General features: G+C 72.9%; 6 protein-coding genes. 1 reads left to right on the top strand and 5 read right to left on the bottom strand.

Annotation, left to right across the window (positions count from 1 at the left end; translation table 11 throughout):
* Nucleotides 1-2: 2 nt before the first annotated feature.
* Nucleotides 3-866, top strand: a complete 864-nt coding sequence (locus ABD256_RS20270) for an NmrA family NAD(P)-binding protein (RefSeq protein ID WP_344420807.1) — start codon at nt 3-5, stop codon at nt 864-866.
* On the opposite strand, the gene ABD256_RS20265 is transcribed toward ABD256_RS20270, so the two are convergent.
* Genes ABD256_RS20265 through ABD256_RS20245 form a run of 5 tightly spaced genes read right to left on the bottom strand, consistent with a single transcriptional unit; the run spans nt 833 to nt 14,185 of the window.
* A complete protein-coding gene (locus ABD256_RS20265) occupies nt 833-2,008 on the bottom strand; it encodes a glycosyltransferase (protein WP_344420804.1) in 1,176 nt (391 codons plus the stop codon). The genes ABD256_RS20270 and ABD256_RS20265 overlap by 34 nt on opposite strands.
* Complete coding sequence (locus ABD256_RS20260; RefSeq protein WP_344420801.1) at nt 2,009-2,821, bottom strand: alpha/beta fold hydrolase; 813 nt, start codon at nt 2,819-2,821, stop codon at nt 2,009-2,011. It lies immediately after the preceding gene.
* Nucleotides 2,818-3,147 carry an acyl carrier protein gene (locus ABD256_RS20255; RefSeq protein WP_344420798.1) on the bottom strand — a complete coding sequence of 110 codons (330 nt, stop codon included), beginning with the start codon at nt 3,145-3,147 and terminating at the stop codon, nt 2,818-2,820. Before ABD256_RS20255 ends, ABD256_RS20260 begins: the two co-directional genes overlap by 4 nt.
* Nucleotides 3,144-7,502 carry a beta-ketoacyl synthase N-terminal-like domain-containing protein gene (locus tag ABD256_RS20250; RefSeq protein ID WP_344420795.1) on the bottom strand — a complete coding sequence of 1,453 codons (4,359 nt, stop codon included), beginning with the start codon at nt 7,500-7,502 and terminating at the stop codon, nt 3,144-3,146. Before ABD256_RS20250 ends, ABD256_RS20255 begins: the two co-directional genes overlap by 4 nt.
* Before the next feature lie 8 nt (nt 7,503-7,510).
* Nucleotides 7,511-14,185, bottom strand: coding sequence for an SDR family oxidoreductase (locus ABD256_RS20245; RefSeq protein ID WP_344420792.1), 6,675 nt, complete (start codon nt 14,183-14,185; stop codon nt 7,511-7,513).
* Nucleotides 14,186-14,499: the final 314 nt, after the last annotated feature.

Raw genomic sequence — 14,499 nt, 5'->3', positions numbered from 1 at the left:
TCATGATCATGGTGACCGGGGCGAGTGGCCAGCTTGGCCGTGCGGTCGTGGACAACCTGCTCGACCGCGTTCCCGCCGAGCAGATCGCCGTCAGCGTCCGCGACACGGGCAAGCTCGCCGATCTGCGGCAGCGCGGCGTGCGAGTCCGGCACGGCGACTTCGGCGACCCCAAGACGCTCGATACGGCGTTCGAGGGCGCATCGACCGTGCTGATCGTCTCCGTGAACAAGCTCGGCGACGAAGCGGTGCGCAACCACCGCGACGCGATCGCCGCCGCCACGGCGGCGGGCGCGAAACGCCTCTTCTACACCAGCCACCGGGGAATGAACCCGGCGTCCGCGTTCCCCCCGTGCGTCAACCACGCCGCCACCGAGGATGTCCTGAAGGAGTCCGGAACTGCCTTTACCGCCCTGCGCAACGGTTTCTACGCCTCCACCGTCCCGATGCTCCTGAGGCAGGCCCTCGCCACCGGGGAGCTGCGCGTGCCCGAAGACGGCGCCGTCGCCTGGACGGCCCATGCCGATCTCGCCGAGGCCGCGGCGAGCCTTCTGATCGACGGCGGCTTCGACGAGGCCACCCCGCCGCTGACCGGGCCCGCGGCAGTCGCCATGCACGAGGTGGCCGCCATCGCCTCGGACATCACGGGCCGGACCATCCGGCGCGTGGTCGTCTCCGACGACGAGTACCGGGAAACCCTGCTCGCCGCCGGCGTGCCGGCGGCGCGGGCCGACATGCTGGTCGGCATGTTCACGGCGAGCAGGCACGGGGACTTCGGACCGGCCGGCCCCGCGCTGGCGACGGTGCTCGGCCGTCCCGCGACCTCGATCGAGGACTACCTTCGCGAGGCGCTGCCCGCGGCGGGCTGAGGAAGCGCCGCTTCGAGGCGGGCCGCCGCGGCAGCACTGCCCCCGGCGGCCCGGAAGGACCGCCCGACGCGCTCGGCCGCGCGCCGGTACCCGTCGCCGGTCAGCACCTCGTCCACCGCCGCCGCGATCTTCGCCGGGCCGGACCGGCCGAACCGCACCCGCACCCCGGCCCCGGCCGCTACGACCTGCCCGGCGACGATCGGCTGGTCGTCCCTGATCGGCGCCACCACCATCGGCACGCCGTGCCACAACGACTCGGCGACCGTGTTGTGCCCGCCGTGGCAGACGACGGCGTCGACCCGTTCCAGCAAGGGAAGCTGGGGAACGTGCGAGCGCACCAGCACGTTCTCCCCGACCTCGCCGAGCACGCCACCGGGATCGGCGACGACGGCGCGCACCGGCATCCCGGCGAGCCCTTCCGCCGCCGCGGCCAGGAATCTCGCGCTCGCGTCGAGGTTCGCGGTGCCGAGGGTGACCAGCACGGTCCGCGCCGTCGTGGCGAGCCATTCCCACGGGAAGTCCGAAGAGGACGGACGGGCGGCGATGGAGGGGCCGACCAGCCAGACGTTGTCCGGCAACGGGTGCGGTCCCAGCAGTTCGCGCGTGGTGAAGGCGAGCACCCCGTGCGGGGACATCCTCGGATCAGCCGAACCGCGACCGCCCGCGATCCGGCCGCGCAGCTCGTGCAGCAGGGTTTCCAGCCAGGCCGCCACTTTCGGCAGTTCCCGGAACGGGTCGGCCAGTTCCGCCGACGTCGTCGCCGAAGTGATCCACCTGGCCCCGAGCGCTTCGGCGACGAGTCCACCCGCGACGGTCTGCTGATCGGCCACCACGACATCGGGGCGGAACTCACCGATCGCCTCGTGCACCCCCGTGGCCATCCGATCCGCGAGCGGAATGAGGAAGTCCTCCCACAGGAACTGCAGCGCGCCCGGCCCGCGCAGATCGGCCGTCCGGCTCAGACCGCCTTCGGGCATGGCGCATTCGTACACCGGTGCGCCCGCGCCCGCGAGGGACCGCACGATCTCCCCCACCCCGGCCCAGGCGACCTCGTGCCCGCGCGCGCCGAGCGCACCGGCCACTCCCACCAGCGGATTGACGTGCCCGGTCAGCGGCGGCACCACGAAGAGGAACCGGCCCACCTACCCCGCCTCCTCCAGTTCGGCGGCGGCGTTCCGCCGGACCCAGCCGAGCACGAGGTCGACGATCTCGCCCGGCCGTTCGACCAGCACGGAATGCCCCTGCTCTTCGAGCACCACGACCTCGCAGCGCCCTAGGCCGCTCTCCAGCTCTTCGCGCTGTCCCGCCAGCCCGCTTTCGTCACCGAACACGGCGAGCACCGGGCAGCGCACGTCCACCAGGCTCGGGTCGATGGTGCGGCTGCGCGGCAGGTCCTCGGCGATCGTGGTGACGCGCAGGATCTTGGCCGCCGTCTTGGTCAGCCTCCCGACGTGCGCGCCGTGCTCGCGCTTGACCCACTCGATCGCCTCCGGCGCGGCCAGTTTCGCCTTGGCCTCGGCCATGCCGGTGCCGATGTGCTCGGCCCAGCGCGGGATCGGCGGCTCGCACTCCATCGCGATGATGCTCGCGACCCGGTCCGGCCGGACCGCCGCGTGGCCGAAGGCGATGGTGCCGCCGAAGCAGTTGCCGACCAGGTGGACGGGCCCGGTCACCCCGGCCGCGTCGAGCAGCGCGTCGAGATCGTCCACGAAGTGTTCGAGCCGGTATCCCTCGGCCGGCCTGCTGGTCCGGCCGTGCCCGCGCAGGTCGTACATGAGCACGCCGATCCCCGCCTCCGCGAGCGCGGGGGCCACCGTGAAGTAGTAGCTGGCGAGGCTGTCGTAGAGCAGGCCGTGCACGAAGACCACGGTCGGCGGCGGCCGGTCGCCCTCTTCGCCGGACGGCGGCAGCCATTGCAGGTGCACGTCCAGCTCGCCGACCTTGAGCACGGTCATGCGCCGCTCTTCCCCTTGGCGTTCAGCGAAGTGACGACGAAGTCGACGAGTTCGCCGACGGTGAGCGCCATGATCTGGCCGAGTTCCAGGTCGGCGACGAACGAGGCGAAGTTGATCGCCTCGCCGTACTTCTCGCGCAGCTGGGCGGACATCGCGACCAGGTCGATGCTCTCCAGTTCGAGATCGTCGTGGAACGTGGTGTCCCTGGTGATCTCGATGTCGTCGGGCTCGTAGTCCTCGAGCAGCGCTCGCAGTATCCCGGTGAGATCGGCGAGCACCGCCGCCTCGTCCGCGATCACCGGGCTCGTGGTCTCTTCGACGCTCAATTCCTGTCTCCTTCGCTTTCGCCGTGTTCCGTCCAGGCCACGACGTACTCCCGTGCGGGCAGCCCCGGCGGATTGGCAACGTCCTGTGTGGACACCCGATGGTGCCGGCCGAGCGCGCGGACGATCAGCGACGTACCGTCGACGAACACGACCTCCGCGTCCCGCGCCTCGCTTCCGCTCGCCTTCGCCGCGGCTTCCTTCGCGGCACGGAACCGGGCGAACCACCGGTCTTCCGTCGCCGTGCCGTCACGAACGGCCGCGGCCAGCAACACCCGTTCCACCGCACCGAGCGCGGTGCCGTTCGCGGACACCACCTCGTCGAGGTGGATCCCGCACCTGCCCCGGCGCGCCATGGCCACCCCGGCTTCGGCGCAGTGCGCGAGCGAAACCGTCAGCTCCGGCAATCGCCGTCCGAACGCACCGGCCGCCCGCGGCCCGCCCGCCTCGTCGTGGATCCGGACTTCGGCGGGGAAAACCCCGTCCTCACCGCGTTCCCACAGCAGGCGGCGCACCGCGTCCTTCGCGGCGATCCGGCCGAGCAGCCACTGGCGCCTGCCGCGTGGCGGATGGTTCGCGTACTGCTCGCGCTCGGCCCCGGCGAGGACGTTGCGCATGATCAGCTCGCGCGTGGCGAGGTCCGGCCACCGCTCGTGGACCAGCTCCCACCCGCCGGGCCGCGCGTCCGACAGGGTGTTGCGCTCCGGCTCGCGCGCCATCCTCTCGATCGAAGCGTCGCTGTCGAAGCGGCGGTCCCGCCACCCGGTGACCTCGGCCCATACCCGCCCGTCGCGCACGAACTGCACGTCGGCGACCAGTTCGGCATCGGTGACCTCGGTGACGCGCACCAGGCAGTCCAGCTTCTCCCCCGGCACCGGATGCGGGCCGTGGAACCGGATTTCGCCCATGCCGACCGGGAACACCGTGGTGCGCGAGGGCAGCCTGGACATGATCCAGTAGCCGAGGAGCTGGCCCGCGTTGTCGAGCAGCGCGCCGGGGGCGTCCGGCGTGGTCAGCACTCCCCGCACGTGCGCGTCCCCGATCGCGGTCAGCTCGGTGACGCCCTGGAACCGGGGGCCGTGGAACATCCAGCGCTCGCGGTAGAGGTCCGCGGCGGTCATCCCCGGTTCGCGCTCGTCGTCGGCGATCGTCCATGGCTCGGGCGGGCGCGGGTAGCCCGATGCCAGCTCGACGACGGCGCGCGCGTGTTCACCGAGGGCCGCGCTCACCCGGTTCGCGCCTTCGGGGTCGATCGACACGGTGAGTTCCGTGGCCGGGATCGCGGTGATCCACTTGCCGAGCCGGACGTCGCGCACGGTCACCGCGTGCCGCCCGGGAGCCGCCTGCCCGGCGAAGTCCATCAGGTGCGCGATCACCGTGGTACCGGGGAGCACCGGCCAGGAATCGGCGGGATCGGCACCGGCGGGCTGTTTGAAGAAGCAGTGGTCGAGCAGGTACGGCATGGTTTCCGTGCTGACCCGCAAGGTGGTGCGCACGGCTGCCGGTGGCACCGGTTCGCGGGGCAGGGGCCGGGTTCCCCGTGATGCCGGGGATCGCCGCGCGGCGAGTGCGCCGACGGCCAGCTCGGCGGTGTCCTTCAGCAACGCGGAAAGTTCGGCGGCGACCGGCGAGCGCTCCCCGAAGCTGTCCAGCGCGGGGAAAGCGGCCTCCGCCGACGGCCTCCTCGAAGCGCCGATCTCCGCGCGGATGCCCTCGCCGAGGGAGACGAGCGGGCTGCCGAGGTCGAGCCGGACCGGCCTGCGCGTGGCCACCGAGGGCAGCGGCGAGGCATCCGGTTCCGCGCCGTCGGCCCACAGCGCGGTGACCACCCGGCGCAGCTGGGCGAGACCGGATCGGTGCGCGGAATGCGCCGACACCGCCAAATGCGCCTCGCCGTGCAGGGTGTCGCCGACGAGCGAGCCGAGCTTGCCCGCACCGAGCTGCACGAACGCGCGGAACCCCGCCGCGTGCATGGCCTCGATCATCGGGCGGAACCGCACGGGTTCCAGGAGGTGGCGCACGAACAGCGCGCGCACGTCCTCCGGCGCGGACGGGTAGGGAGCCGTGGTGGTGGCCGACCACACCGGCAGCCGCGCGGGGTGCAGCGAGTACCGGTCGGCCGCCGCCACGATCGGGCCGAGGTAGGGCTCCAGCATCGGAGTGTGGAAACCGGACCGGAACGGCAGGACCTGCGCGATCACCGCACGGTCCCGGAACAGGCCCACCACTTCGGCGACCCCGTCCTCGGTGCCGCAGATCATCGCCTGCCGCGGGGCGTTGTCGTGGGAGAGCACGACATCCGGCCGATCGGCGAGTACGCCGAGCACCTCCTCGGCCGGGGCGCCGACGGCCGCGAACACCAGGCCCGGCACCACCAGCTCGTCGGGGTCGAACCCGGCGAGGAACTCTTCGACCTCCGCCTCGGCGTGGATACCGGCGGCGGCCATGGCGGTCCATTCGCCGAGGCTGTGCCCGGCGAGCGCGTCCGGTGCCACGTTCATCCGGCGCAACGCCGTGTCGAGCAGCCGCCCGAGTTCGAAGACCCCCTTGCCCCGCCGGCCGACGTCCGCCTCGTGAACGTCCTCTGTGGACGGCAGGGGCAGGCCGAAGCGCCTGGCGACATCGACCGGGTAGTGCGGGGATTCGGCTTCCAGGCCAGGGAAGACGAACGCGAGCTTGCCGCCGCCCTGCCCGAGCAGTGGCCGCGGCACGAACCAGACGTCGTTGCGCCCGCGCCAGCCCCTGCCCTTCGCGACGGCCTTGCGGGCGAGCGCGAGCCGTTTCGGGGTGGGATCGACGATACCGAGCCGGACCGGGCCAGCGGTGTCCTTTTCGGACCCTTTGGCCAGCACTTCGGTGTCTTCGGCGTCGAGCAGGGCGGCCAGCGCTTCGGGGCTCGGCGCGGCGAGCTTCAAGACGCGCTCGGGTTCGCGGACCTCGATCGCGGGACGCGTCGTGGCCTGCTCCAGCACGACGTGCGCGTTCACACCGCCGAAGCCGAACGCGTTGACCCCGGCGCGGCGGACGGGCTCGCCGGTGCTCTCCCACGGCCGTGCCTCGGCCAGCGGCGCGAACCTGGTCCGGCCCAGCGCCGGGTTCGGCTCGGCGCAGTGCAACGTCGGCAGCAGCATCCCGTGGTACACCGCGAGCGCCGCCTTGACCAGCCCCGCCACCCCCGCCGCAGGCATGGTGTGTCCGATCATCGACTTCACCGACCCGATCACCGCGCGCGGTTCCGCCGGGTCCTCCGGCTGCCCGAACACCTCGGCGATGGTGGCCAGTTCGGCGCCGTCGCCAGCGGGCGTCGCCGTGCCGTGCGCTTCGAGCAGGCCGATGCGATCGGTCGCCGGGTCGAGCCCCGCCGCTTCCCACGCCTGGCGGATCGCCCGCGCCTGCCCGCCCGAATCCGGGTTGACCAGGCTCGCCGTCCTGCCGTCGCTCGAAATCCCGGTCCCGGTGATGACGGCGTAGATCCGGTCGCCGTCGCGCTCGGCGTCGGCGAGCCGCTTCAGCACGACGACTCCGGTCCCCTCGCCGATCAGCAGACCGTCGGCGCGAGCGTCGAACGGGCGAATGCGCTGGCTCGGTGACAGCGCGCCGAGCTGGGAGAACACGCTCCAGAACGTGATGTCGTGGCAGTGGTGCGTGCCCCCGGCCAGCATGAGATCGCACCGGCCGCTTTCCAGCTCCCGCACCGCGTGGTCGACCGCGACCAGCGATGAGGCGCAGGCCGCGTCCACCGTGTACGCCGGGCCACGCAGGTCGAGCCGGTTGGCGAGGCGGGACGCGGCGAGATTGGGCACCAGCCCGATCGCCGATTCCGGGGTCTCCGGCCCGAGTTCGTCGCTGAACGCCTGCCGGACCCGGTCGAGCTGGTCCGCGCCGAGTTCGGGCATCAGCTCGCCGAGCGTGCGCACGAGCTGGGTGGCGGTACGGACGCGCTGGTCCAGCCGGACGAGGCCGGGTGTGAGGTACCCGCCCCTGCCGAGCACGACACCGGCCCGCTGCCGGTCACCCGGCAGTCGGTCGTCCCCGCCGGCGTCGGCGATCGCCTTCGCCGCCACGTGCAACGCGATCAGCTGGTCGGGTTCGGTGCCGGGGACCGAACTCGGCATGATGCCGAGCCCCGTGATGTCCACTTCGGCCTGATCGTCGACGAAACCACCGCGGTTGCAGGCGATCCGATCCGCGCGCGGCGTGGCGCCCGGTGCGTAGTAGTCGCCGCCCCACCGTCCACTCGGGACGTCGGTGATCGCGTCGAACCCGGCCACGAGGTTCCGCCAGTAGGTGGCCAGGTCCGGCGCGCCGGGCAGCAGCACCTCCATCCCCACGATGGCGATAGGGGTCGATCGTGGCATCCGCTCGCTCACCACCCCGAAGCGCTGTAAACCACCGCGGTGTCCTCCGCTGCTCCCCAGGCGAGCTCGCGGAGCAGGCTCAACGCGCCTTCCTCCGGATCGATCAGCTCGATCCCCTTGGCCGCGTAGTGGCGCACGAGTTCGGGGGTGACCATGCCGTTGTTGGTCCCGTCCGGCGCCCACGGTCCCCAGTGGACGGTCAGGCCCCTGCTGCCGGTCGCTTCGGCCCACCGGCTGCCGAGCGCTTCGAGCGCGTCGTTGGCCGCGGCGTAGTCGGCTTGGCCCCGGTTGCCCAGCGCGGCCGCGACGCTGCCGAACAGGGTCAGGAAGCGCGGTGGCTCCCTGAGGTCGCCGAGCGCGTCGAGCACCACCTGGGCGCCGTCCACCTTCGTGGCGAAGACGCGGGCGAACGATTCCGCCGACTTCTCGCGGACGAGCTTGTCCTCGATCACACCCGCCGCGTAGACCACCCCGTCGATCCGGCCGTGCTCGACGTGGATCTCCTTGATCGCGCGGTGCACGGCCTCCTCGTCGCGCACGTCGACCGGGTGGTAGCGGACCGAGGCGCCGAGTTCGGTCAGCCGCCGCACGGTGCCCTCGACCTCACGGCCTGCCTGGATCCGGCCGATTTCCCGTTCGATCTCCGCGGGCACCCGAAGCCCGCTTTCGATGAGCGCCGCCCGCAATTCGTCAGCGGTACGCGCGGCGGCGACGACGGCCTGCTCACCGGCCGGCAGCGGCGTGCGGCCGAAGAGTTCGAGGCGGCAGCGGGCGGTTTTCGCCAGTACTTCGGCGAAATGAGCCGTGATCCCCCTGGCGCCGCCGATCAGCAGCACCACCGAGTCCCGCTGGAGCCCGATCGCGCCCGCTTCGGCCGCGCCGTCCGAGGCCGGGCCGGCACCGGTACTGCCGAGCAGGCCGAGATCGCGCTCGACCGGCCGTACCCCGCGACGGGCCCGTCCCGACCTCAGCACCACCGGCTCGCGGTCCACTTCGGACAGTTCGGAGACGAGCGCGGCGGCGATCTCCTCCGGGGAGGAACCCGGTTCGGGCTCCACGACCCTGGCGACGGTGTCCGGGTACTCCCTGGAGACCGAGCGGAAGAAGCCGCGCAGCCCGTCGGCGCGGCCACCGGTGATCAGCCAGCGCGGCGCGGTGGCGAGCACGGACTGGTAAGCCGGGAACGCCGCGGGCAGTGGCGGCTCGTCGTGCAGGAAGAACACCCCGTCGAACCGCTCGCCCGGTGGTGGTTCCTCGACGACGACGGCTTCCGCCTCGCACATCCGCAGCTTCCCCGCCACCGTCTCCGCGACCGCACCCGCGCCGACGACCAGGAACCGGTGCCCCGCAAGCGATGCCGGATCGACCGCCGCCGGGGCGAGGTCGACCGCCCGCATGATCATCCGCGTCGGCGCGGTCCGCACCGCCTCGGCCGTGGGCTTGCCCTCATCCGCCGCGGTCCCGGCCGCGCCGGGCACGGCGTCGCCGGTGCCCGTGATCGCCGCGGTGATCTCGGCGGCCGTCCTCAGCGTGGCCAGTTCCTCGGCGTCGACCCCGTCCGCCACCAGGTTCAGCCTGGTGGCCAGCTCGCCGGCGATCTCCGCGCGCTTGATCGAATCGACGCTGAGATCGGCCTCGAGGTCGAGATCCGGTTCGATCATGTCCGTCGGGTAGCCGGTCCGCTCCGCGATCACCGCCAGCACCACCGCCCCGACCGGTTCGTCCCGCCGCGCTTCCGGCACCGGCGGCGCGGGCTCGATGAGGTTCGGCACGGCCGGTTCGGCGACAGCGCGGGTCAGCGACTCCAGCACGGGTGGCGCCTGCGGGCGGGCACCGGGGTCCGCGCCGAGGTAGCCGAGCAGCACGTCGCGCTGCGCGGCGACCATCTCCCTGCTGGTGCGCAGGAAGTCGGCGACGAGCGCCTCGGCGCCGTCCTGCCCGGAGGCGGGCGTCGTGCCGGTCATGAGGGCCTCCGTGATCCGTGCGGCCGGGTGCAGTGCGGTGGCGGGGATGGCACCGTCGGCGGTGCGCAGCAGGTGCCCGTCCAGGGTCCACCCGGCGCGCCGCGGCCGGGTGGCACTGGCCGCGTCCACGGCGTCGCGACCATGGAAGAGCCATCCCGTGCGGACATCGGCACCGGCGACCGCCAGCTCGGCCAGTGCGGTCAGCAGCCCGGCGAGCCCGGTGCGCCGTCCTGCCTCCATTGTGACCGTCTGATGTGGACGCTCGCCGAGCGTGGCCGACACCAGCTTGGTCAGCGTGGCACCGGGGCCCGCTTCGACGAACACCCTGATCCCCTCGGCGTACATCGTCTCGATCTGCTCGGCGAACCTGACCGGCGCGCCGAGCTGGCCGGCGAGTTCCGCGCGGACCCGATCCGGCTCGGCGGGGTAGGGCGCCGCCGTGCGGTTCGCCGACACCGGGACCTCCGGCGCCGACACCGGCACCGTCGCGAGCGCCTCCGCGAACGCCTCCCCCGCGCCGGCGACCAGCGGACTGTGGAAGGCACAGGCCACCGGGATCCGCTTGGCCCCCAGTCCCGTGCCCCGCAGCCCCGCGACCGCGGCCTCGACCGCGCCGGTCGGCCCGGAGATCACGGTCTGCTCCGGCGAGTTGTGGTTCGCGATGACCACCGACGGGTCCGAGCCCGTCTCGCGCAGCGCCGCTTCGACCCGCGCGTCGCCGGCCGACACCGCCGCCATCGCGCCGGGGTCCCCGCCAGCCACGGCCGCGAGGATCGCCTGTGCCCTGGCGGCGCTGACGCGCGGCAGGTCGTCGGGGTCGAGCGCCCCGGCAACGGTCAGCGCGACCAGTTCGCCGTAGCTGTGCCCCGCCACCATCGCCGGGCCGACCCCGGCCTTGCCGAGCAGCTTGGCCGCCGCGAGCCCGGTGACTCCCAGCGCGGGCTGGGCGAAGGTGGTGTCGGTGAGCCGCGCCCGCTGCCGGTCGCGGTCCGCCGCGTCGAACGCCGCGGCCGGGTACAACGCGCCCGCGACCGGTTCACCGAGCCGCGCGCCCGTGCGAAGCCAGGGGAACCGCACGAAGAGTTCGGCGAACATCCCGGTCCGCTGGCTTCCCTGCCCCGGGAACAGGAACGCGACCTCGCCTGAGTCCGCCCGTTCGCCGTTCGCGGCGAAGACCCCTCGCGCTGGCGCGTGCTCCCCGCGTGCCGCGAGCCGCAGCCGGTCCGCCAGTTCGTCCACAGTGGACGCGAGCAGCGCGATCCACGGGCGCTGGCCGCGTGCGGCGGCGGACTCCGCGCGCCGCGACGCCGCCAGCGCGAAGTCGCGCAGGCGCCATGGCACGCCCTGTCCCGGATCGGCGTCGACGAGGGCGAGCAGGTCCCGCACCGCGGCTGCCGCGGCCTCGCGGTCGGCGCCGCGGAAGGTGAACAGTTCGACCGGCCAGTCGTCCGCGGTGTGCGCGGGCGGCGCACCGTTCGCGTGCGCGGCGAGCACGACGTGGTAGTTGGTGCCCCCGAATCCGAACGCGCTCACCCCGGCGAGCCGGTCGGCTGGCGCGGCGGACCACGGCCTCGCTTCGGTGTGGAAGGCGAACGGGCTGGTCCCGGGCTCCCATGCCCGGTTCGGCCGCGTCAGGTGCAGTGTCGGCGGTTTGACCCCGGTGTGCAGGGCGAGCGCGGTCTTGATCAGCCCGGCCACGCCCGCGGCGCACTTGGTGTGCCCGATCTGCGATTTCACCGATCCCAGCGCGCACGCGCCCGGCGCGGAACCCGCCTCCGCGAAGACCTTCGCCAGCGTGCCGAGTTCGATCCGGTCACCGACCACCGTGCCCGTGCCGTGTGCCTCGACGAGGCCGATTTCGGCGGGTGACACCCCGGCGTTGCGGTAGGCCCTGGTGAGCGCGTTGTACTGCCCTTCGGGGCGGGGCGCGGTCAGGCCGAGCGCCCTGCCGTCGCTGGCACTGCCGATGCCCTTGATCACCGCGTAGACCCGGTCGCCGTCGCGTTCGGCGTCGCTCAGCCGTTTCAGCGCGAGGCAGCCGATCCCCTCGCCGAGCGCGATGCCGTCGGCGGTGTCGTCGAACGTCGCGGACCGGCCCGATGGCGAAAGCGCTTGCACCGAAGCGAACATGAGGTAGTCGTGGATGCCGTTGTGCAGATCGGCGCCACCGCACAGGACGAGATCGCTGGTGCCGCCGACGAGTTCCTTGCAGGCCGCGTCGACCGCGGCGAGCGAGGACGCGCAGGCCGCGTCGACGGTGAAGTTCGCCCCGCCGAGGTCGAGCCGGTTGGCGATCCGGCCCGCGATGACGTTCGCCAGCATCCCGGGGAAGGAATCCTCGGTCAGCCGGGGCAGCTTGGCTTCCAGCGGTGCCGGGATCTCGCCGAGGTAGCCGGGGAGCACCGTGCGCAAGGTCGTCGCGTTCGCGAGGTCGCTGCCCGCTTCGGCGCCGAACACCACCGAGGCGCGCGAGCGGTCGAAGTCCCGCTTCGCGTATCCCGCGTCGGCGAGCGCGCGTGCGGCGGCTTCCAGTGCGAGCAGTTGCACCGGCTCGATGCTGGACAGCGAGGCGGGCGGGATCCCGTAGCGCAGCGGATCGAACGGGATCTCGGGCAGGAACCCGCCCCAGCGCGACGGCGTGCTGTCCGGCCCGCCGTTTTCGCGGTAGTAGACGGACCGGTCCCAGCGCTGGGCGGGCACCTCGGTGACCGAGTCCACCCCACCGACCACATTGGACCAGAACGTGGCGAGGTCGGGAGATTCGGGGAACATGCAGGCCATCCCGACGATGGCGACGTCGAGCGGTTCCGGCGCGGGCCGCGGCCGGGGTGCGGCGAAGGCGAGCTCGGCGACGCGCCGGTCCAAAAAGGACTGGGCACGGGCGCCGACCGAAGCGTGCAGCTCGGCGATCGTGGTGACCGCCGAACGCAGCACCGCCACCTCGCCTGCCATGAACATCCCGGCGTCGAGCTGCCGTTCCACCCCGACGGTGCGCAGCTCGTCGCCTTCGCGCTCGACGGCCTTGCTGGCCACGCGGAGCCTGCCGACGTTCAGCCGCTCCAGCAGTTCCCACGCGTCCCTGTCCGGCACCCGGCGTTCGGCGAGATCCCGTTTGACGGCGGCGAACTCCTCGGTGAACGGGCTGCGCACGCAGCGCGTGGCGTGCCCAGGCGCGGTCTCCAGCAGATCGGTCCGCTCGGCTTCGAGCACCTGGCGCTGGAACACCGGCGACACCGCACCCGCCCGGACGGCTTCCTCGGTGAACAGATACGCGGTGCCCATCAGCAGCCCGGCCGCGCACCCGCGCGCGCTCATCGGCGAGGCCATCGCGGCCACCATCGCCGCCGACCGCTCGTCGTGCACCCCGCCCGCGAACAGGACCTGGATCTCCTCCGCAGTCCCGGCGGGCGCGGTGGCGAGGAAGTCCTCCAGCACACCGAGCTGGGCCTCCCAGAGCGGGAAGCTGCCGCGCGGGCCGACGTGCCCGCCGCACTCAGCGCCCTCGAAGACGAACTTGCGGGCGCCAGCGGCGAGGAACTGACCGAGCAGCCCCGGCGAGGGCACGTGCAGGAACGTCGAGATGCCGAGCTCTTCCAGCGCCGCCGCCTGCGCGGGGCGGCCACCCGCGATGATCACGTGCGTCGGCCGGAGCTCGCGGACGACCGCGAGCTGCGCGTTCCGGACTTCCTCGGCGGCGAAACCGAGCACGCCGACGCCCCACGGCGAATCGCCGACGGACCGGCTCGTCTCTTCGAGGACCTGGCGGGTCTGCTCCGGGCCGGACAGCGCGAGGGCGATGAACGGCAGCGCCCCTTCGTTCGCGACCGCGGTCGCGAACGAAGCCTGATCGCTCACCCGTGTCATGGGGCCCTGCGCGACCGGAAGCGCCGTGCCCAGCGCCCGGCTTCCCGGCGTGCCACCGCCGAGCACCGGCGCGGGCGCGCGCAGGGCGGCGGCGATGTCGTCCCGCATCCCGCGAACCGCCGCGGCCACGGTGCCCCACCGGTCCCGGAAGCGGCAGGCGAGGAACCCGTCCTGGCCGACCGGGATCGGCGCACCGGCTCCCGCGCCCCGGTGGCGGAGTACGCGGACCCCGTCCGCGACCACCGATTCCGACCCGTCGAGACCTTCGAGGGCCGAGGAGATCTCGGCCGGGAGTCCGACCTCGTCGAGCAGTGCGAGCTGGGTGTCGAGGACGACGCCTTCGGCTCCGCCCGCGATCGCCGCGACCGCGGTGTACGGCCCGGTCCCGCTCACCCAGATCGGCAGAGCGAGCCCCTGCTCGGCCAGCAACCGTTGCACCAGGACGAAAGTGCCCGTTTCGCCTGCCGGACCGCCCAGTTCGCTGCCGCGAACGATCAGCCCGTGCGCGCCGGCTGACGCCGCCTCGCCTGCTCCGTCGGCCCCGGTCACCTCGACGAGCACGCGGCGTCCTGGGAAGTCCGCGGCGGTCAGCGAGGATCCGGCGGCGAGCACCACTGTCGTCACGCGGGCGGGAAGCGCCGCGGGCGACCAGGTCTCGGCGTCCGCGAGGCGTACGCCGAACTCCCCGCCGGTCCACTCGACGGCGAGCGCGAGCTCTTCCCGTGCGGCGCGGCCACCCGCGGTGAGGTCCAGCACCCCGAGGCCACCCGCCGAGGCGGCAGCGGCGACCGCACTGGCCGACGGACGGCCGAACGGGGTCACCGCGATGATCAGGCCGGCGAGGTCGCCCTCCACACCAGGAACAGTGTGGGCGCGCGCCCCATCACCAGCACTGACACTCGACATGCCGACAACCCCCGAATGGCGGAAAGAAGTACCGGATGGAGATAACGAAGTGCACTAAAGCGGTCACGCACGCATACGTCAACCCATCGGCGGCCATACCGCGTGGACTCGGGGAAAATTCCCAGTCTTTCCAGCATCCGGCTCGAAGTCCGCGGCACGGGAAAATGGGCAGCGAACACCCCGGCAAGGCCCATCGGGACATGTCATCGAGGAAGTGGATCCGGCGCGGAGGACCCTATCACCACGGCGAGAGTTTCACTCTC

The sequence above is a fragment of the Amycolatopsis minnesotensis genome (genome assembly GCF_039529815.1).
Lineage (GTDB): Bacteria > Actinomycetota > Actinomycetes > Mycobacteriales > Pseudonocardiaceae > Amycolatopsis > Amycolatopsis minnesotensis.
The sequence above is the reverse complement of the archived record's forward strand: the minus strand, read 5'-3'. Positions and strand labels throughout refer to the sequence as shown.